This is a genomic window from Kribbella caucasensis, assembly GCF_004361855.1.
Taxonomy (GTDB): Bacteria; Actinomycetota; Actinomycetes; order Propionibacteriales; family Kribbellaceae; genus Kribbella; species Kribbella caucasensis.
In genome coordinates this window covers 156,025-176,509 of sequence record NZ_SNWQ01000003.1, presented here as the reverse complement: position 1 = coordinate 176,509, position 20,485 = coordinate 156,025, and the positions used below count along the sequence as shown (strand labels likewise).

The window sequence follows — 20,485 nt, the reverse complement described above, 5'->3', positions numbered from 1 at the left end:
TCATGTAACATCCCCGTCATGGCCGCCTTGCCGATCCAGATCGATCGGACGAGCCCGGTGCCGCTCTACCACCAGCTCGCCGAACAGCTGACCGCCGCTATCGCCGACGGCACGCTGCGGCCCGGCGACCCGTTCGAGAACGAGATCGCCATGTCGGACCGGCTCAGCCTGTCCCGGCCGACCGTGCGCAGGGCGATCTCCGAGCTGGTCAACAAGGGCCTGCTGGTCCGCCGCCGCGGTATCGGCACCACGGTCGCGAACCAGATGGTGCACCGCAAGGCCGAGCTGACCAGCCTGTACGAAGACCTTGAACGCGAGGGCCGCGCACCACGCACCGAAGTGCTGTCGCTGAACTGCGAGGCCCAGGACGACCGCGCCGCCGAGGTGCTCGGACTCCCGGCCGGCACCCCACTGGTCGCGATCGTCCGGCTCCGGTACGCCGACGATGTGCCGCTCGCGATCATGCGCAACTGGTTGCCGCCGACAACGAACGACCTGACCGTCGAGCAGCTGACCAAAGACGGCCTGTACGCCGTACTCCGGGCGCGCGGGATCCGTCCGATGGTCGCGCGGCAACGGATCGGCGCCCGCAACGCCACCGCCGACGAACGCCGGACCCTGCACATGTCCAAGGCGGAGCCCCTGGTCACCATGACCCGATCCGCCTATGACGCCGACGGCTCAGCGGTCGAGTTCGGCGACCACTGCTACCGAGCCGACCACTACTCCGTCGACGTCATCGTCTCCGAGCGGTAAGCCCCAATCTCAGGCCTGGTTGCCCAGCAACGTGCGGACCAGGCGGAGGCCGACGGACAGGTGGGCCAGCTCGGGGCCCTCGGTGTCGACGATCTCCTCCATCATGGTGGCCGCGCGGGACAGGGCCGCCGCGTTGGCGTCCTGCCAGGCGATCACCCGGTCTTCCGGTTCGGCGGACGCGTCGGTGGTCGCCAGCACCTGCGCGGTCAGCCGGGCGTGGACGGCGTGCAGATCATCACGGAGTGCGGCTCGCGCCATCGTCTGCCAGCGGTCGGTCCGCGGCAGGCCGATGATGCGTTCGAGGAACCGGCCCAGCTGCAGCCGCTCGCCGAGCGCGAAGTGGACCTTGGCGACCTCCAGCACGTCGAGGTCGTCGCGGTCGGCGGTCTCGACGATGCCGAGGCCCGCGTACGCCGGCGGCAGGATCGCGATCCGGTTGGCGAACTCGGCCGGAACCCCCTTCGCCACCAGGCCCTCCCGGCGCTGCTCGAACAACGCGAGCTCACGGCCCCGCAGTACGTCCGGCAACGCCGTGGTGAGCTTGGAGATCCCGGGCGAGAAGAACTCGACCAGCTCGGCGATGTCCAGCGGCGGCCGGTGGTTGCTGACCAGCCAGCGGGTCGCGCGTTCGACCAGGGTGCGGGTCTCCAGCCGCATCTTGGTCTGGGTGTCGGCGTCGACGATGTTGTCCAGGTCGGCGTTGCGGGCGAGCAGATCCGGCTGCCCGAAGATCCGCGACGCGGCCAGGTTGGCGCGGACCACGTCCTCGACGGTGCCGCCGGTCTCCAGCGAGAGCCGGTGGTACGCGGTGATCCCGGACGAGTTGACGAACTCGTTCACCACCTGGGTGGTGATGATCTCCCGGCGCAGCTGGTGGGCCGCCATCTGCTCGGGGAAACGCTCCTGGATCACCTGGGGGAAGTAGCTGGCCAGCTTCGAGGCGAGGTACTCGTCGTCCGGTAGCGAGGTCTCCAGCAGATCGGCCTCGAGCACGATCTTGGTGTACGCGATCAGCACCGACAGTTCGGGCGAGGTCAGCCCACGCCCGTCGGCCTTGCGCCGCCGGATCTCGGCCACACTCGGCAGGAACTCCAGCTCCCGGTCGAGCAGGCCCTGCTTCTCCAGCCGGCGAATCCAGTCGGCGTGGACGTGCAGCAGCGCCGCGGCCTGGGCGGTGGCGTTCGCCAGGCCGATGTTCTGCCGGTAGTTGCTCTTCAGCACCAGCGCGGTGACCTCGTCGGTCATCGAGGCGATGATGTCGTTGCGCTGCTTCTCGGTCAGGTCCCCGTCGGCGACCACCTTGTCCAGCAGGATCTTGATGTTCACCTCGTGGTCGGAGGTGTCCACGCCGGCCACGTTGTCGATGAAGTCGGTGTTGATCCGGCCGCCGTGACCGGCGTACTCGATCCGGCCGAGCTGGGTGAAGCCGAGGTTGCCGCCCTCGCCGACCGCCTTGGCGCGCAACTCGGAGCCGTTGATCCGGATCGCGTCGTTGGCCTTGTCGCCGACGTCGGAGTTCGACTCGCCCTCGGACTTCACGTAGGTGCCGATCCCGCCGTTCCAGAACAGGTCGACCGGCGCCTTGAGGATCGCGTTCATCAGCTCGGCCGGCGTCATCGTCGCTAGGGTGCCCTCGATCCCGAGGGCGTCCCGGATCTCGGCCGAGATCGGGATCGCCTTGTCCGTCCGCGGGTACACCCCACCACCGGTCGAGATCAGCGAGGCGTCGTAATCCGCCCACGACGACCGCGGCAGGTCGAACAGCCGCCGGCGCTCCGCGAACGACACCGCCGCGTCCGGCGCCGGGTCGAGGAAGATGTGCCGATGGTCGAACGCCGCGACCAGCCGGATGTGCTCCGACAACAACATCCCGTTGCCGAACACATCACCCGACATGTCACCGACGCCGACGACGGTGAAGTCGCTGTTCTGGCAGTCGTGGCCCATCTCGCGGAAGTGCCGCTTGACCGACTCCCAGGCGCCGCGCGCGGTGATCCCCATCGCCTTGTGGTCGTACCCGACCGAACCACCCGAGGCGAACGCGTCACCCAGCCAGAACCCGTACTCCTTGGCGACCCCGTTCGCGATGTCGGAGAACGTCGCGGTTCCCTTGTCGGCGGCAACGACCAGGTACGCGTCGTCACCGTCGTACCGGACCACGTCCGTCGGCGGCACGATCTCGCCGCCGACGATGTTGTCGGTGATGTCCAGCAGCCCGGAGATGAACGTCTTGTACGACGCGACTCCCTCGGCCAGCCACGCATCCCGGTCGGCCGACGGATCCGGCAACTGCTTGGCGTAGAACCCGCCCTTCGCACCGACCGGCACGATCACCGAGTTCTTCACCATCTGCGCCTTGACCAGGCCAAGCACCTCGGTCCGGAAGTCCTCCCGCCGGTCCGACCAGCGCAACCCGCCACGGGCGACGGCGCCGAACCGCAGGTGCACACCCTCGACCTGCGGCGAGTAGACGAAGATCTCGTACGCCGGGCGCGGCTGCGGCAGGTCCGGAATCGCCTTCGGCTCGAGCTTCAGCGAGATGTAGTCGCGCGGCCGTCCGTCGGGCCCCGGCTGGAAGTAGTTCGTCCGCAGGGTCGCCTTGATCACGGTCAGGTAGGACCGCAGGATCCGGTCCTCGTCCAGGCTCTGCACCGTGTCCAGCGCGGCCAGGATCTCCTTCTCCAGCTGGCCGGCCGCGTTCACCCGGCCGGGGTCGTCCGTTGCTCCCAGAGTCGGGTCGAAGCTGGTCTCGAACAGCCGGACCAGCAGGCTCGCCACGTCCACGTGATTGAGGAAGGTGTTCTCGATGTAGTCCTGGCTGAACGGCGTACCGCCTTGCCGGATGTACTTCTGGTACGCGCGCAGGATCGACACCTGCCGCCAGCTGAGGCTGCCTCGCAGCACCAGCGCGTTCAGCTTGTCCGACTCGGCCCGCCCGTCCCAGACGGCCTGGAACGTGTCGGAGAAGAGCGTGCGGAGCTCCTCGCGCTCCTCGTACTCGGTCGGGGCGCGGAGCCCGAAGTCATAGATGTACGCCGTGTCGTCTGGCCGGCGGATCTCGTACGGCCGCTCGTCGATCACCTCGACGCCCATGTGGGTCAGATGCGGCAGGACCTGCGACAGCGAGAGCGCCGTACCGGTCCGGTAGACCTTGAAGCGGCGCTCGCCCTCCCACTCCTCGTCGATCGGGGTGTAGAGCGACATGGCCATGCCGTCCTCGGCCGGGAGAGCGTCGATGATCATCGCGTCCGTGACGGCGACGCGGGCGTCGAAGTCCTCCTTGTAGGCCTCCGGGAAGGATCGTGCGTACTGGCTGCTCAGCCGGGTCACCGCGATGTCGCCACCGAGATTGTGAAGGGCCGCGGTGAAGTCGTCCTCCCAGGCCCGGGTGGCCTCGACGATCCGCTGCTCGAGCAGTTCCGAGTCGTAGCTGCCGACGGTCTCGCCGTGCTTCATCCGGACGACGAAGTGGACCCTGGCCAGCACGGACTCGGACACGGCCGCGGTGTACTCGACCGAGTCGGCGCCGATCGCGTCCTTGAGGATCTGCTGCATCTTGAGCCGGACGGCCGTGGTGTAGCGGTCGCGTGGAAGGTACACCAGGCAGGACAGGTACCGGTTGTACACATCGCGGCGGATGAACAGTTTGACCGCGCGCCGCTCCTGCAGGCGCAATACGGTCTGCACGATCGGCAGCAGGTCCTCCACCGGCGCCTGCAGCAACTCGTCGCGCGGGTAGGTCTCGAGCACGTCCAGCAGGCCCTTGCCGCTGTGGCTGTTCGCCTCGAAGCCGGTCAGCCGGAAGAGCTCGAGCGCCTTGCGCCGCAGTACCGGCACGTGCATGACGCTCTCGGTGTACGCGGTCGAGGAGAGCAGGCCGATGAACCGGCGCTCCGCCACCGGCTCGCCGTTCTCGTCGAACTCCTTGATGCCGACATAGTCCAGGTACGCCGACCGGTGGACCGTGGACCGCGAGTTCGCCTTGGTCAGGATCAGCAGCTTCTTCTCCCGGGCCTTCGCGCTCACCTCGGGCGGCAGCTTCCCGGCGTTCTCGTCGAGCTTCGGGTCCGGGCGGAGGATGCCGAGACCGGTGCCGGGGACGCCGCGGAGGATGCCCTGGTCGCCATCCATGGTGAATGCGTACTCGCGGTAGCCCAGGAAGGTGAAGTGCTCGTCGGCCAGCCACTCGAGCAGCTCGCGGGCCTCCTCCACCTCGGTCTCACTGATCGGGAGTTGCGAGGCGTCCAGCTCGGCCGCGATCGTGATCGCCTTCTCGTGCATCTTCGGCCAGTCCTCGACCGCCTCGCGGACGTCGCTCAGCACGCGCTGCAACGCCTGCTCGAGGCGGCGGTGCTCCGCCGGATCGGGGATCCGCTCGATCTCGAGGTGCATCCAGCTCTCCCGGACCAGGTCGTGCTCGTCCGCGGTCGAACCGTCTTCGAGCACCTCCTGCAGGGTGCCGGTCACGTCCCGGCGGACCACGAACTGCGGGTGGATCACCAACTGCAGCTCCAGCCCCTGCTCGTTGATCACCATCGTCGCGCTGTCGACCAGGAACGGCATGTCGTCGACCACGACCTCGACCGCCGTCCGGCCCTCCGCGGACCAGCCGTGCTCCTCCAGCGTCGGCGTGAACACGTGCACCTTGGCCGTGCCCTGCGGCCGGTTCGTCGCGGACTTGTAGTGGTGCTTCGCGGCGCCCAGACAGTCCGTCGGCTGCCGTTCGGCGAGATCTTCCGGCGCCACATACCGGTAGTACCGCTCCAGGAAGCTCTTCAGCTTCTGCGGGTCGACCGATCGGTCGTGTCCCTGGGTTCCCGCGGCCACCGCCTTGGCGAGCACATCCGCCTTCTGGACGTCCAGCTTGCTCTGCATTCCCCACCGTCTCCACGCGTGACGTCGGCGCCACTCTGCGCCGGGCCGCACGCCCTTGTGCGGTCACTCAGAGACTAGTCCACTTCTGTCACTGGTGTGATGCTGGGACGCTCCTGTGGAGCTTGCTCAACCGGAGCGCCAACGCCGGGCAAGCCAGTACTGCGCGGCGCGCGTTCGTCACCTCACCGGCCGTGATTTCGCGCCCCCTCAGGACCGGGAACCCCCACTCGTCCAGGGTGATGTCGTCGGGCAGCAACGTCCCGCACAACCCGTGCCCGTCGCACCGGGTCCAGTCGATCTCCACCTTGTTCACCACGAACCTCCTGGTACCGGAAGGACCCCTCGTACTACGCGGCCGCAGCCGCCGGTCTCGAGGTGTTGCCTCAAGTCGTCACCGAACACCTCGAGCGCCGACGCCAGGAACCGGGCCGACCCGTCAGGATGGGCGCAGGCGCCTCGCCCGGGGACCAGCCCGAGATGGCGGTGGGCGTCCTCCCAGCCGGTGGGATCACCACGGAGAATCCGGCCGAAGTCGTCGACCAATCCGGCCAGCCCGAACACGCACGGACCGCACTGCCCGGCCGACTGGCTCGCCAGCCATTTGGCGACCTGGTGCACCTCGCCGAGTGGGCACGTGTCCGAACCGAGCGCGAGGACGATCCCGGCCGACGCGTCCGGCCGGCTGAGGTTGACGCCTTCGGTCTGCGGCAGCCAGCGGCCGTGGTACCCACCGAGGAGCACCGGGCCAGCGTCCGCACCGGTGAACTGCAGGACGGTGTCGAGCGGGATCCCGGTCGGGGTCTCGATGACGCCGGGACGCTGGACGGCACCGTCGACCGTCAGCAACTGCGTCCCCGGTTCGCTGGACAGGCCGGTGGTGCCGAACTGACGGGAGCCGAGCCTGGCCAGTAATGCGAGCTGGGCGAAGGTCTCCACGTTCGACAGGAAGGTCGGGCGCCGTCGGTACCCCTTCCTGGTCGGCAACACCCTCCGCCCAGGCGGAACCGCGGGACCACCTTCGAGCACACTCAGCACCGCCCGGGCCTCACCGGCGACGAACCGGCCCGGGGTGTCGCTCACCTGTATGTCGATAATGTCCGGGCGTTCGCTGATGGCAGCCCGGACCGATGCGGCCGCCGCAGCGTCGTGAACGGCGACGATGACGGTGCTCGCACCCACTCCATGCGCGATACCGACAGCACCGTCGAGGACGAGGTGCGGCGCCAGGGTGAGGAGCAGTCTGTCCTTACGGCTCACCGGTTCGCTCTCGGAGCCGTTCACAACCACAGCCTCGGTCCCGTTGGCCGGGAGGTCCGCCAGCTTCAGCGAGACCGGGAACGCGGCTCCCCCGCGACCTCGGAGCCCGACCGCCTCGGCCAGCTCCGTGTAGGCCTCGCGGGTCAGCTGTGGTTGTGCTCCGTGGGTCCAGAGGTGTCGCTGCAGGTCTGCGCGGCCGGTGTCGAGTCCGGACAACAGCCGGGGCTCTCCGATGATCCGAGTCACTACCGGGGTCTCCTGGAGGATCGTCATCGGGTTCTCCCTGCTCCTGCTGCTCTGGCGAGGTTGAGCTGCGTACCCGTTCGGACAGTGCGGCTCTTGATGCGTACTGCGGCTGCCGCGCCGACAGCGGCCAGGCAGGAGATCGTGATCGCGAGCATCCACGGCGTACCTCGGTCGGTGCCGGCCAGGAGTGCGTGTCCGATCGACAGCAACCAGCCGACCGATGCGGCGATGTGGATCGAGCGCCAGCTCTTGGTGAAGCGCTCGGACTTGGCCAGGCGTCCTCTGGCCGCTCCGACAACGGCCGCGAGCACCAGGCCGTACAGGGCCAGTACTCCGACGACCATGGCGAACGGGCGATAGCCGGACGTGAACGGGAGGATCAGCACGGACGCGTTGATGGCTACGTAGCTGTCGGCGATCACCGCGATCACATGTGCGGCCAGGAGGGCCAGGCCGGTGGCGGATGCCGAGCGGTGGACGTACTGGAACCAGAACCGTCGCCCTGGTTGCCGTCCGCCGGCTGCGAGCAGGCCGAGTGAGGCGGCGACAGTGAAGAGGACGAGCGACATCACCCCGGCGGCCCGGGCCAGGTACCACAGGGTCATGAGGCGACCCTGCTTGCCGTGGGCCAGCCCGCCAGCTCGGTGACTTCGCCGTCCTCGGCGACCAGCCGGGCCGGATGCCCGGCCAGGGTGAGCCGGCCGAGAGCGGCCTCGCCGGTGGCGATGATCGCCGTGCTGAAGGTGTTCGCCCGTACTGCGCTCGGCGCCCAGACGGACGCGGTCCGGTACGGGCCGTCCGCCGGGAGACCGGTGCGCGGGTCGATGACGTGGTGGGCCGATCCCTCGGCGGTCTGCCAGCGGCGGACGGTCCGGGTGGACGTGGTGAGGCCGCCGTGAGCCAGGGTGACCAGGACCGCCGGGTCGCCCGCCCGTTCGGCCACCTCGATCACCCAGGGCTTGTCGGGTTCGCCGGCCGCGCGGAGGTCACCGCCGATCTCAACCAGCACAGCGCACCCATGACGCTTGCTGAGGATCAGCGCCGCGCGGTCGGCGGTCCAGGCCTTGGCGGTCGCGCCGAGGTCGAGAGCGGATCCCTTCGGGACACCGACCATCGCGAGTTTGCGGTTGAGCTGCACCTGCTGCCAACCGGGGACGATCGGGCGCATCGCGAACGGATCCCCAGGCAACGGCGCGCGCCGGCGTACGGTCTCGATGTCGTGGTCGTAGCCGGCCGCGATCACGGCGGAGCCGACGGTCGGATCGACCGCGCCGCCACTGATCGAGGCCGCGACCAGGCTGACGTCGACCAGGTCGGTCAGCAGCCGCGAGACCGGGACCATCGCGCCGGCGCGCTCGTTGACGACGGACAGCTCGGAGTCGGTGCGGAACCGGCTGGCCGCCTTGTCGACTCGGTCCATCAGTGCCTTCAGGGCACCGCAGGCCGCGCCCAGGACGGCCGGGTCGTCGACGGTGAGCCGGACCTTGCAGCTCCAGGCGGTCCAGGTGCGGGAGGCGGTCTTGCGGGTCATGAGCCGTTGCTCCCGCCCTGCGACGAGCTGCTGCTCGAGTCGGTCGAGCCCAGTCCACTTGAACTGCTGCTCGAGCTCGAACTGCTTGAGCTGGAGGTTGAGCTCGAGCTGGTGCCCTCGTCGGAACTGGCCGTGGTGCCGCCCGAGTCGGACTGGTTGGTGAGGACGGCGACGGCGAGACCGGTGCCGCCGACACCGAGTACGGCGGTCGCGATCGCGGCCGCCGAGGCTCGCCGCAGCCAGCGGGTGCGCTTGTTGAGGGGTTCGAGGGCTTCGTTGGTGACCATGCCTGAAGCCTCGCGGGAGGCGATTCAGGCGCACGCCAAGGGAACGTCAAGCCCCGATCAAGTTCTGCTGAGAGTCTGCTGAGTGCCGCTCTCAGTCAACGGAGCGGCTCAGCAGTCGCCGCGGACCTCCGGCGGGCAGCAGGTCTCCTGGTGTTTGCGGACCGCGGTGACCACCTCGTCGGCGGCCTCGCCGATGCCGATCATCCGGTCGTCGCCGAGGACGTCGACGACCAACTCGCGGACCAGGGCGGCGTGGGCGGGCGCACAGGCCCGGATCGCCTCCAGCCCCTGCTCGGTGATGACGATCTCCGGATACCGGGCGTCACAGGCGACCTTGCTGATCAGACCGCGCTTCTCCATCCGGCTCAGGTGGTGCGACATCCGGCTCTTCTCCCACTGCGTCGCCGCACCCAGCTCGTACGCGCGCATCCGGCCGGTCTCGGACTCGGACAGGTTGACCAGGATCTCGAAGTCGGACGAGGACAGGCCGAACTCACGTTGCAGGTGCCGGGACAGATGCGCCTCCAGCGTCTTCCACATCAACAGATAGCTCCGCCACGCCTGCTGCTCGTCCTCGTCGAGCCACGGTCCCTTCGCCACGGCACCCATCGTACTAGGTCGGGTTGACGCATCAACCAAACGCGCTATGCTCGGTCGCGGGTTGACACATCAACTCAAAGACTTCCGAGGAGACCTGATGAGTGACAAGAAGTTGATCGCCGTTGTGGGAGCCACCGGATCGCAGGGTGGCGGGCTGGTCCGGGCGATCCTCGCCGATGCCGGCCAGGAGTTCGCCGTACGTGCGTTGACCCGTAACCCGGAGTCGGCCGGAGCGAAGGAGCTCGCGGCCGCCGGAGCCGAGGTGGTCGCGGCCGACCTCGACGACGAGGCGAGTGTGCGGAAGGCGTTCGACGGCGCGTACGGCGCTTTCGTGGTGACCAACTACTGGGTGCAGCGGACGCCGGCCGAAGAGGCGGCGCGGACGCGGGCCGAGATGGAGCTGGAGCAGGCGGCGAACGCGGCACGGGCCGCGAAGGACGCGGGCGTCGAGCACGTGATCTGGTCGACGCTGGAGGACACCCGGCCGCACTTCGGCGAGGGCGATCGGGTGCCGAGCCTGGACGACGGGCGGTACAAGGTGCCGCACTTCGACGCGAAGGGTGAGGCGAACGAACTGTTCACCCAGTACGGCGTACCGACGACGTTCCTGCAGACGACCTTCTACTACGACGCGTTCACGCTGGGCACCTGGCCGGCCCGGGATGCCGAGGGTGAACTGGTGCTGACCCTGCCGATGGATTCCGAGCCGCTTTCCGGGATCGCGGCCGAGGACATCGGGAAGACGGCGCTCGGGATCTTCAAGCGAGGCACGGAGTTCGTCGGGCGGACGGTCAGCATCGCCGGGGATCACCTGACCGGCAAGGAGTACGCGGCGGCGCTGAGCGAGGCGCTGGGCGAGAAGGTGGTCTACAAGCCGTACACCTGGGACGAGTTCCGGCAGTTCGGTTTCCCCTCGGCGGTGGAGATGGCGAACATGTTCCAGTTCTACGCCGAGGACTCGGACCGCTTCACCGGCGATCGCGACCTCGACCTGGTTCGCGAGCTCAACCCGGAGCTGAAGTCCTTCGCCGACTGGCTGAAGGACAACAAGCAGCGGATCACAGTCTCCTAGGGTGCTGCGAAGGTCAGGTTGATCAGGGCGCCGGTGGGCCGGTTGGGGTGGATGGTCATTCGGCCGCCGGCGGCTTCGGTGGCGCGGCGGGCGATGTCCAGGCCGAGGCCGGTCGAGCCGCGGTCGCTGCGGCCGCGTTCACCGGCGCCCAGCGGGATGCCGGGGCCCTCGTCGGCGACGGTGATGCGGACGCCGGTCGTAGTACCGATTTGTTCGCGGGTGAGGGCGATGCGGGCCGGGGTGCCATCGGGCGTGTGGGCGACGACGTTCTCGACCAAGGCGTCGAGGGCGGCGGCCAGGTCTTCGGCTGAGGCGCGGACCTCGGCCGGCGGGGTGGGCAGATCGAGGGTGAGTTCGCGCCCCTGGTCCTCGAACAGAGGCTCCCAGAACGCGGCCCGCTGGCGGACCACCTCGACCGCGTCGCAATGCGGGACCCGGCCCTCGCGTTGCGGCCGACGGGCTGCCTTGATGATCGCGGTCAGAGTTCGTTCGAGGGTGGTGACCTGGGTGTTGAGCTCCTCGGCCCGTTCGCGGTCCGGGAGCGCCTCGACCTGGAGGCGGAGCGCGGTCAACGGGGTCCGCAACCGGTGGGAGAGATCGGCGACCGCTTCACGTTCGACCGCGATCACCTCGTCGATACGGTCTGCCAGACCGTTGAGCGCGGCACCAACCTTGGCGACCTCGGCCGGACCAGTCGTCGGGGCTCGCGCGTCGAGATCGCCGCGGGCCAGGCGTTCCGCGGTACCGGCGGTTTCCTCCAACGGACGGGCGAGGCGGCGGGAGACCAGTTCAGCGCCGAGGATGCTGAGCAGCAGAACGAGCAGGCTGCCCGCGATCAGGATCGCCAGGCGCGACGCGAGCCCGTCGTACAGCTCGTCGTTGGTCAGGAACAGGCAGACAGAAGCGGGTCCGTCGGGCGTTCCGACGTCGACCTCGGTCGCCTTCCCACCGTCGACGGACCGGAACGAGACCGCCGAGGTCTTCGGCGGGCCCTTCGAGTCGTCACCGTCGCCGTCGCCGTAGCTGCTGGGGTCGACCTTGGGCGCCGTGACCCCACCCGGCGGCGCATCGCCCAGCGTCGTCCCGTCGGCCAGCCGGACCGCGATCCGGCCGGGCCCGTCGCCGGCGACGCCTTCGATATAGGCCTCGATGTCCTCGGTGGTGTTCTTCTTGTCGCCCACGTAGTACGCGATGCCCTGAATGCGGACGCGGGCCTTCTCCAGCGAGTCGTCGAGCGCCGCGTTGCGCATCAGCAGGGTCAGCGGTACGGCGAACGCCAGCACGACCAACGTGGTCATGCCGACAGAGAGCAACAGGATCCGGTGCCGCACGGTCAGCTGCTCTCCGGGGCCGCGAGCTTCACGCCGACCCCACGGACGCTGTGCAGGAACCTCGGTTCGGCCGCGGTCTCACCGAGCTTGCGGCGCAACCAGGACAGGTGCACGTCGACCGTCCGATCGCCGCCGCCCCACGGTAGCCCCCACACCTCGGCCAGTAACTCCCGTTTGCTGACCACCGCTCCGGGGCGACGCGACAACGCCAGCAACAGGTCGAACTCCTTGCGCGTCAGGTCCACCGACTTGCCGTCGACAGTCACCTCGCGGCTGCGTGGATCGATCTCCAGGCTGCCGAGGTTGACCACCTCGTTCTGCTGGTCGTTGCCGAGCCGGCGCAGTACGGCACGAATCCGGGCGTCGATCTGGGCCGAGCTGAACGGCTTGATCACGTAGTCGTCCGCGCCCGCGTCCAGCAGCTTGACCACGCTCGCGTCGTCGTCCCGCGCGGTCGCCACGATCACCGGGACGTCGCTGACCGAGCGGACCATCGCCAGCACGTCGCGCCCGTCGAGATCGGGCAGGCCGAGATCGAGCAGCACCACCTCGGGCCGGTCGCGGGCGGCCTTCGCGACCGCTTCGGCACCGGTGGCCAGCGCCGTGACGACATGCCCGGCCGCCGTGAGCGACTTGCTCAGCGACGTCCGGATCGCGTCGTCATCCTCAACCAGCAACACCCTCGCCATTCGTCGAGGGTAGCGGCCGGGGTGCCTTGATCCCGGTGCTGCGGAGCTCGAGGTCGGCGAGCCGGGCGATCACTGCCGTGTCGCCCTCGCGCCAGGCGGTGACCGGGTCGTCGGAGATCTTGGCGAGCCGGTGCATCGGCTGGTTCGCCATCGCCCGGAGCGCGAACAGATCCAGGTCGGCCTCGTTGTCGACGAACTTCTGCGCCGCCGTCGCACGCCGGGAGAACCGGATCCGCCGCGGCAACCAGATCAGTACCGCGAACAACACCGGCAACCCGATCGTCACCCCGGCCAGCAGATACGCCAACTGCTCGACCGCATGCGCCTGATCCCGCCCCGCCTCGGCCAACCGCGCAGCCGCCCCCGCGGCCCCGTCGACCGGTGCCCGCAACTGATCCCCGACCGCCGGAACCTTGCCGATCGGCTCCGACATCCGGCGCAGATCCTCCGCCAGCCCGTCCCCCGCCTCGGCCGCCTTCCGCCCCGGATACCCCAACGCGTTGGTGATCCGGAACACCACCAGCCCCAGCGCCGTACAGAACCCGATCCACCCCAACAGCAACAGATCCCCCAGCACCTGCCCGAACCGCTGCGCCCCCACATCGGAGTAGACCTTCACGCCCACCATCCCCTTCACACCCGACCGGCACCCGGCCCGGGCGACATTAGCGGGTTCGCCCGGCGGATTTCGTCGGATGGCATAGCTAGGGTGGCGGAATGTTGTCGGCGCTGGGGTATCACCGCGGTGTGCTGGGTTATGTGCACCGGGTGGATGAGCATGCCTGGGCGGCTTTGCAGGGTGGCCCGGTGGGTGGGGTGGGCGACGTGTTGCTGCGTAATGCCTATCGGTTGGCGGAGGCTGCGCATCCTTGTGTGCATCAGGCGGGGCGGCGGGCGGCCGAGGCGTTGGGCGTGGACGCCGCGGTCGAGTTCTTTCAGGTGCACGGCGGTGGCGACGCCAACGCGGTCTACGTTCACCAGGACGGTCCGGCAGTCATCGTCTTCGAGGGACCGCTGCTGGAGCGGCTTGACTCCGACGAGCTCACGGCCGTCGTCGGGCACGAGTTGGCGCACCGGCTGCTGTGGGAGGCGGAGGACGGTGCCTATCTCGTGGTGGACCGGTTGCTGGACGCGGCCGCCGGGGACGCGCGGACACCACAGCAGTATCTGGAGACCTACCGGCGCTGGCGTCTCGCGACGGAGTTGTACGCCGACCGCGGCGCGCTGACGGCCTGCGGCGAGCTGAGTACGACGGTGCGCGCACTGCTCAAACTCCAGACGGGACTGAGTTCGGCGGACCCCGAGGCGTATTTGCGGCAGGCGGACGAACTGGACCTGAGCACGGGCAGCCGGGGCACAAGTCACCCAGAAGGAGTGGCCCGAGCCTGGGCGTTGAAGAACTGGCTGGCCGGCGAGGATGTGGAGTCCCTCGTCACCGGCCCGCTCGACGTCGATGCGCCGGACCTGCTGGACGCGGCGCTGCTGCGTGAACTGAGCACCGACTTCGCCGCCCGGATCGCGCAGACCGACGGCCTCCGCACGGACGCGGTCGCGACCACCTCGGCCGGCTTCGCGGATCCACCCGGGCCGCTCGGCGTACCAGGTGGTGCGGTGCGGCGGTTCGACGAGCCGCTGGCGGTGCGGCCGATCGACGGGGCGCCGATGCCACGGCCAAGACCGTTGACCGAGGCAACGAAACGGTACCTCTGCTATCTGCTGCTGGACCTCGCCACCGCCGACCCGGACACCGGTGACGCCGGCCTGGTCGCGTCGATGGCGATCGCGAGGCGGGTGGGTCTGACGACGTACGACGACCTTGCGGACGACGAGCTCGGGTGGAGCGACAAGCGCCGCGCGAAGCTCGCCCAGTCCGCGGACGAGGTGGTCGCGTGAGCGCCGAAGACCTGGTCGCACTCGCCGTCTCGCAAGGCGGGCTCGGCAACGACGCCCTGCTGGCAGCGGTGTTGCCCTTGCTCCACGCGACCGCCGACGTGCACGAGCGCGGACTGGTCGCGCCGTTGCAGGGCCTCGACCGGCTCACCGTCGACGAGCGGACCCGGCTCGGGTTCGCCCCCGAGCTGGCCACTCGGCCACAGCTTGCCCAGCATGAGATCGACACGCGCGAGGGACACCGGGCGACCGCGGTCGACGTCGTCGCGCACCGGCAGACGGATCAGGATCTGGGTGAGAGCGGCGGCACCCCACGGACCACCGTCGTCGACGCCATCCCCGACGCGATCACCGCGCCCGTGCACGTGGCCGGCTGGCAGAGCTGGGAACACGTCGTCGGCCACCACGACCCGCTGACCGACATCTTCAGCCTGGGCCAGTTGCTGATCGGGCTCGGCTGCGGGCTCGACCTGTCCCGGACCGAGGACGTCGCCCGGCTGATCGATGCCCGGGGCAACCTCTACGGCCTCGATCCCGGCCTGCACCCGGTGATCGTCTCGGTGGCCGCCCAGATGGCCGAGCCGGACCGGCACCACCGGGCCCAGGATCTCCGTTCCCTGATCGAGCAACTGGAGAACTACCGGGACCAGCCGCTGGACTTCGATGTCGAGGCGATCACCCGGGGCGCGGCCGACCGGCGTACGGCGGTGCTCCGGGCGCTGCGGGACCGGTTGTTCGACCTGTCCCGGCGCAACCGGCTGGTCAACTTCCGGCCCACCGCCCAGACAGTGAACCTGACCGAGGTGTCGGTCCCGCTGATGCTCGACGTGCGGACGATCCGCGCCGAGCAACTGTTCACCTGGCGCGACGAACTCGGCGCACAGTTGCTCGGCAAGGCACAGCCGCTCGGCAAGTGGATCCGGTACGACGAGGCACCGTACGCCGCGAACTCGCTGGACAAGTTGATCGCCACTGCCCGCCGGGACCGCAGGGAGTACGGGCAGGATCAGCTCCGCCTGGTCCCGGCGTTCCTACGCTGGCACGACCTGAAGAACGACCCGAACACCCGGCTCGCCTCGCCCCTGGTGCTGGCGAAGGTGGAGCTGACCAAGAAGCGCGGCGTGCGCGACTCGTACACGTTGCGCGTCACCGATCCGGTCGCCGAGGTGAACCCGACACTGCGTCACCACCTGCACCAGCTGTACGGGATCAACCTGCCCGAGACCGTGGACCTGGCCCAGCCGGGGGCGATCGCGGCTTTGCACGAGCGACTGGCCAAGGAGATCCAGGCGACCGAGCCCGGGTTGCGGCTGCAGCTGCGGGAGAAGCCGCGGATCGACCTGGTCCGGCAGCGCGCGATGGTGCGGCTGCGCAACTACCGCCGCAGGCAGCACGGCAACACCGCGAACGAGTTCGGCGGCCGCCACTACGCGTACTCCTACCGGCGGACCGACTACAACCCACTGGGAGTGCAGATCTTCCGCACCCAGTTGGCGGTGCCGGATCTTCCGCTGGGCGTCGCCCTCGGTGGTACGCCGCGCCTGCCGGGAATGATCGAGACCGACACCTACACGCTGGACACCGAAGGCGGCGGTCCGTACTCCTGGGACGTCGACCTCTGCGCGGTCTCGCTGGCGAACTTCAACTACCGCACCCTCGGCCTGGTTCGGGACTACGACGAGTTGCTAGGGAACGGGCAGTCGTGTCCCTCGTTCGACCAGTTGTTCTCCGACCGGCCACGGCCGCTCAGCAGTGTGCCGCCGGAGCTGCCGATCGCTGACCGGCACCTGGTGGTCTCGGCGGACGGTTCACAGGTGGCGGCGATCGCGCGGGCGCAGCGGGGCGAGAGCTTCGTGATCCAGGGCCCGCCCGGTACCGGCAAGTCGCAGACGATCACGAACATGATCGCGGACTTCGTCGCCCGCGGGCAGCGGGTGCTGTTCGTCTGCCAGAAGCGGGCCGCCCTCGACGTCGTGCACGCCCGGCTGGCGAGCCGCCGGCTGGACGGGCTGTGCACGCTGATCCACGACTCGCAGACCGACAAGAAGGCGTTCGTGCACGAGCTGCGCGACACCTACGAGAGCTGGCTCGCCGCCGAGGACGACCTGGACGCGCTGACCGCCCGCCGGGCCGAGCTGGTCGCGCGGGTGGATCGGCTGCTGGCGACCGTCGCTGAGTTCGAGGCGAAGCTCGCCGCTGGTACGCCGCGGCTGCGCGACGTGGTCGACCGCCTCGCCGAGCTGCGGGATCACCGCTGGGGCGAGGACCTGTCACCGGACGAGAAGCGATTGATCCCTCCGCTGGGTGAATGGTGGACCGCGCGACCCATCGTCCACCAGCTGGCACAGGAGCTGGCCGCCGCCGAACCGTCTTCGGGTGCGGTGCTCGCGCGCAGCGCACTCGCGTTGCTCGCACCGGCGCGGTGGGGTGACACCGACGTGCCTCATCGGGCGCGAGAGATCCGCGACGACTGGGCCGCAGTCGCCAGTGCATTGGCGGAGTCCGGCGCCACAGAGCCCGAGAGCGGGTGGACGGTCAAGCACGCAAGGGCGCTCGGCGAGCTGGGGCTGACCCTCGGTCCGCTCGTCGACCGCGACCAGGCCGACGTCATCACACCGGACTCCGCGGCCGCTCAGCGGCTGGCGGCGGCCGGTGCCGAACGAGAGCGACTGGTGGCTGCGGAGCGATCCGGCTGGGACGCGGCCTCCGGCTGGAGTGACCCGCTGGCGCCGGCGGACGCCAGGACCGCACTGAAGGTTGCCCAGAGCAAGGAAGGCGGCCTGCTCTCCTTCCTCAGCGGCGATTGGCGCCGGGTGAAATCGTTGGTGAAGGATCGCTTCGACGGTACGACGCGGGCGGTGCGGCCATCGGTGGCAGAGATCCTCACCGACCTGGTCGCGGCGCACGAGGCAACCGCCGCGGTGACGGAGCACTCAGAGCGGACCCAACGCGATTGGGGCACGGACGATCCGCGCGAGCTCGCCAACCGGCTCGCAGCGTTGCGGAAGCACCCGCACCTCGCGGACTGGCGGATCGCCTTGCAGGACGGGGTTCCCGCGCGACTGGCCCGGATCGCCGAGGCACTCACGAAGGCCGAGGAGTCCACCCGGCACCTGCTCGCGGCGGAGTACACCGACCTGACCGTGGCCGGTGTCCGGGAGGTGACGGAGGCGTTGGCGACGGCGGAACCCGTCGTACGGGCTGTTGGTCCGGCGCTGCGGGAGCTGGGCTCGGCATCGGAAGCCGTACAGACGGCGGTGCGGCGGTTGGATGCCTCGACAGAGCAGCTCGAGTACGCCGTCTGCGCGGCGGAGTGGGAGCGGTCGCGAGCAGCCGCGCCGTTGCAGGTCTCGTCGGCGCGGGTCGACTCGATCGTCGGTGAGCTGAGCCTGGTCTACGACGAGCTGACGACGCTCAACGCCGAGGTGGTCGTCGCCCGGGTGCGGCGCCGGTTCCTCGCCGAGGTGGCGCACTCCGAGCTGAGCGTGACCGGGATGTCGCCGGAGGACCGCATCCGGAAGGGGACGTTCGCCACCGGCCGGCGCGAACTGGAGCACGAGTTCGGCAAGGTGATGCGGTACCGGTCGATCCGCGATCTCGCGTCCGGCGAAACCGGCGCGGTGACGTCGCTGCTCCGGCCGGTGTGGCTGATGAGCCCGCCGTCGGTGTCGGACACCTTGCCGCTGACCACCGATTTCGACGTCGTCGTGTACGACGAGGCCAGTCAGATCCCGGTCGAGGAAGCGATTCCGGCGCTGCACCGGGCGCCACAGGTGATCGTCGTCGGCGACCAGATGCAGCTGCCGCCGACGCAGTACTTCCGGGTCCGTGCTCAGCTGGTGGCCGGGGCCGAACCGGAGGAGGAGGACGACGGTGCCGAGCAGGTCGGGATCGCGTTGACCGAGGACAGTTTCCTCTCGATCAGCGCGTTGCGGCTGGCTTCGACGATGCTGACCTGGCACTACCGCAGCCGGTCGGAGGCCCTCATCTCGTTCAGCAACGCGGCGTTCTACCAGGGCCGGCTGGCAACCATTCCGGACCGGCTGCCCGCGCCCGCCGCACCACCATGGACGCTGCGGTCCGACTCCCCCGTTCTGCCGCAGGTCTGTGACAGCGTGCTGGCCGGCAGTATCACGTCGGTCCAGCTCGTCGACGGCACCTACGTACGGCGTACCAATCCTGCCGAGGCTCGGTGGATCGCCGCGCTCGTGCGGGAGCTGCTCGACCGGGAGACCGGCAAGAGCCTCGGCATCGTCGCCTTCTCCGAGGCCCAGCAGGGCGAGATCGAACGGGCCCTGGACGAGCTGGCCGAGGCCGATCCGGCGTTCGGCACGCGTTACGAGGCCGAACAGGTCAGGACGCACGGCGAGCAGGACGTCGGGTTGTTCGTGAAGAACCTGGAGAACGTCCAGGGCGACGAGCGCGACATCGTCCTGATGAGCGTCTGCTACGCCGCCGGACCGGACGGCCGGATGCTGATGAACTTCGGCCCGATCAACACCGCCGGCGGCGAGAAGCGCCTGAACGTGATCTTCAGCCGGGCCCGGCAGCACATGGTCGTGGTCAGCAGCATCGAGCCGGACGCGATCACCAACAGCTACAACGACGGCGCGAACACCCTGCGCCGGTTCCTCTCCTACGCTGCGGCCGTCTCCCGCGGCGACATCCCCGCTGCCAAGGCCGCCCTGATGCCGTATGCGCTGGGCCAGGGCCGCAGGTCAGCTGAGAGATCGGCCGCGCGGGTGACGGGTGCTGTGGTCGAGCAGGTGCGGCAGGCGTTGGAGGCCCGCGGGGTCGAGGTCGAGACCGCTGTGGGCGAGTCCGTCTTCCGATGCGACCTCGCGCTGAAGTTGCCAGGCGACACCGGTCACCGGCTGGCTGTACTGGTCGACTCCCCTGAACGGCTGGCGGCCGACTCACTGCTGGAGCGGTTGACCACTCACCCCCGCGCCCTGACCACGACCGGCTGGCGGGTCCACCACGTCCTCACCACCGACTGGACCCGATCCCCCGACACCGTGATCAGCCAACTCCTCGACACCTTGCGCCGCCCGATCGACGCCTGACGAGCTACAGCGTTGTGCGGAGGCGCCAGAGGAGGGGGTAGTACCGGAGGTCCAGGCGGGAACGGAGGTAGCCGGCGCCGGAGGAGCCGCCGGTACCGGGTTTGGCGCCGATCATGCGTTCGACCATGACGACGTGGCGGGCTCGCCAGGCGGCAGCCAGCTCGTCGTGCTGGAGGAGGGCTTCGGCGAGCTCCCAGATCGCGGCGTACTTGCTGCGGTCGGCGGCGACGGTCTGCAGCGCGGTGCGGATCTCGTCCTCCGAATCGGTGGGGAAGCCGGCGGCGCGGAGCACGGCGAGGTAGGCGTCCCAGAGGGTCGGTTCTTCCAGGCGCTGTTCGAGGCGGGTGCGTTCGGCGTCGGTGAGGCCGCGGAAGCGCTTCACGAACGACGGGTCCTTCGCGCCGGACAGGAACTCGATCTCGCGGAACTGCACCGACTGGAACCCGCTGGCCGGCGACAACCGGTGCCGGAACTCCCCGAAGTCCTGCGGGGTCATCGTCTCCAGGATGTCGACCTGCTGGGTGAGGATGCGCTCGATCGTGTGCACCCGGCGGAGCAGGTGCTCGGCCAGCCAGAGCTCGTCGGCCAGCATCGCGTCGCGGGACGCGGTCAACTCGTGCAGGACCTGCTTGAACCACAGCTCGTACACCTGGTGGATGGTGATGAACAGCAGCTCGTCGTGGGCCGGCGGATCGGATTCCAGCCGCTGTTGGTCGAGCAGGGCCCCCAGCCGCAGGTAGCTGCCGTATGTCAGCCGGCCGCCTTCCTCGCCGAAATGCACGTCGACGCCGTCCCACCGCCCGGTCACCGCGTCGGCGTTCGGCTCGACCCCGTTGGTGTCGCTCGTGGTGCTCACGAGGCCGAGGATAACCGCCACGCCCGCCG

General features: G+C 69.4%; 15 protein-coding genes. 4 read left to right on the top strand and 11 right to left on the bottom strand.

The window, feature by feature from the left end; translation table 11 throughout:
* Nucleotides 1-18: 18 nt before the first annotated feature.
* Entirely contained in the window at nt 19-756 is a 738-nt protein-coding gene (locus tag EV643_RS08145; RefSeq protein ID WP_133799373.1) for a GntR family transcriptional regulator, read from the top strand.
* A gap of 9 nt (nt 757-765) precedes the next feature.
* On the opposite strand, the gene EV643_RS08140 is transcribed toward EV643_RS08145, so the two are convergent.
* The 7 genes from EV643_RS08140 to EV643_RS08110 form a co-directional block, all read right to left on the bottom strand.
* Complete coding sequence (locus tag EV643_RS08140) at nt 766-5,631, bottom strand: NAD-glutamate dehydrogenase (protein ID WP_133799372.1); 4,866 nt, start codon at nt 5,629-5,631, stop codon at nt 766-768.
* Between the two features lie 88 nt (nt 5,632-5,719).
* A complete protein-coding gene (locus EV643_RS44715) occupies nt 5,720-5,944 on the bottom strand; it encodes a ferredoxin (RefSeq protein ID WP_133799371.1) in 225 nt (74 codons plus the stop codon).
* Nucleotides 5,941-7,161: an NADH-ubiquinone oxidoreductase-F iron-sulfur binding region domain-containing protein gene (locus EV643_RS08130; RefSeq protein WP_133799370.1), complete on the bottom strand. Its 1,221-nt coding sequence runs from the start codon at nt 7,159-7,161 to the stop codon at nt 5,941-5,943. Before EV643_RS08130 ends, EV643_RS44715 begins: the two co-directional genes overlap by 4 nt.
* Nucleotides 7,158-7,739 carry a ferric reductase-like transmembrane domain-containing protein gene (locus tag EV643_RS08125; protein WP_133799369.1) on the bottom strand — a complete coding sequence of 194 codons (582 nt, stop codon included), beginning with the start codon at nt 7,737-7,739 and terminating at the stop codon, nt 7,158-7,160. Before EV643_RS08125 ends, EV643_RS08130 begins: the two co-directional genes overlap by 4 nt.
* Nucleotides 7,736-8,665 carry an FAD:protein FMN transferase gene (locus EV643_RS08120; protein WP_133799368.1) on the bottom strand — a complete coding sequence of 310 codons (930 nt, stop codon included), beginning with the start codon at nt 8,663-8,665 and terminating at the stop codon, nt 7,736-7,738. Before EV643_RS08120 ends, EV643_RS08125 begins: the two co-directional genes overlap by 4 nt.
* Nucleotides 8,662-8,952 (bottom strand): hypothetical protein, encoded by a 291-nt coding sequence (locus EV643_RS44710; RefSeq protein WP_202869446.1) that lies wholly within the window; start codon nt 8,950-8,952, stop codon nt 8,662-8,664. The genes EV643_RS08120 and EV643_RS44710 overlap by 4 nt, the downstream gene beginning before the upstream one ends.
* Before the next feature lie 108 nt (nt 8,953-9,060).
* The gene (locus EV643_RS08110) at nt 9,061-9,561 is read right to left on the bottom strand and encodes a MarR family winged helix-turn-helix transcriptional regulator (RefSeq protein ID WP_370452234.1); all 501 of its coding nucleotides are present in this window, start codon (nt 9,559-9,561) and stop codon (nt 9,061-9,063) included.
* Between the two features lie 88 nt (nt 9,562-9,649).
* Here EV643_RS08110 and EV643_RS08105 point away from each other — a divergent pair, with 88 nt between their 5' ends.
* Nucleotides 9,650-10,624 (top strand): NmrA/HSCARG family protein, encoded by a 975-nt coding sequence (locus EV643_RS08105; RefSeq protein ID WP_133799366.1) that lies wholly within the window; start codon nt 9,650-9,652, stop codon nt 10,622-10,624.
* On the opposite strand, the gene EV643_RS08100 is transcribed toward EV643_RS08105, so the two are convergent.
* The 3 genes from EV643_RS08100 to EV643_RS08090 are packed head-to-tail and all read right to left on the bottom strand — an operon-like array spanning nt 10,621 to nt 13,263.
* Nucleotides 10,621-11,922 carry a sensor histidine kinase gene (locus EV643_RS08100; RefSeq protein ID WP_133799365.1) on the bottom strand — a complete coding sequence of 434 codons (1,302 nt, stop codon included), beginning with the start codon at nt 11,920-11,922 and terminating at the stop codon, nt 10,621-10,623. The two genes, EV643_RS08105 and EV643_RS08100, sit on opposite strands and share 4 nt — an antisense overlap.
* 35 nt (nt 11,923-11,957) lie before the next feature.
* Complete coding sequence (locus EV643_RS08095; protein WP_133799364.1) at nt 11,958-12,644, bottom strand: response regulator transcription factor; 687 nt, start codon at nt 12,642-12,644, stop codon at nt 11,958-11,960.
* Nucleotides 12,622-13,263 (bottom strand): hypothetical protein, encoded by a 642-nt coding sequence (locus EV643_RS08090; RefSeq protein ID WP_202869445.1) that lies wholly within the window; start codon nt 13,261-13,263, stop codon nt 12,622-12,624. Before EV643_RS08090 ends, EV643_RS08095 begins: the two co-directional genes overlap by 23 nt.
* Before the next feature lie 98 nt (nt 13,264-13,361).
* Between EV643_RS08090 and EV643_RS08085 the strand changes: the two genes are divergently transcribed.
* Together EV643_RS08085 and EV643_RS08080 are read left to right on the top strand one after the other, a co-directional pair.
* The gene (locus EV643_RS08085) at nt 13,362-14,537 is read left to right on the top strand and encodes a M48 family metalloprotease (protein WP_133799363.1); all 1,176 of its coding nucleotides are present in this window, start codon (nt 13,362-13,364) and stop codon (nt 14,535-14,537) included.
* The gene (locus EV643_RS08080) at nt 14,534-19,600 is read left to right on the top strand and encodes an AAA domain-containing protein (RefSeq protein ID WP_133799362.1); all 5,067 of its coding nucleotides are present in this window, start codon (nt 14,534-14,536) and stop codon (nt 19,598-19,600) included. Before EV643_RS08085 ends, EV643_RS08080 begins: the two co-directional genes overlap by 4 nt.
* A 4-nt stretch (nt 19,601-19,604) precedes the next feature.
* Here the strand turns inward: EV643_RS08080 and EV643_RS08075 are convergent, their stop codons facing one another.
* On the bottom strand, nt 19,605-20,456 hold the full coding sequence (locus tag EV643_RS08075; protein WP_238165439.1) for a tryptophan 2,3-dioxygenase: 852 nt from the start codon (nt 20,454-20,456) through the stop codon (nt 19,605-19,607).
* Nucleotides 20,457-20,485 lie beyond the last annotated feature (29 nt).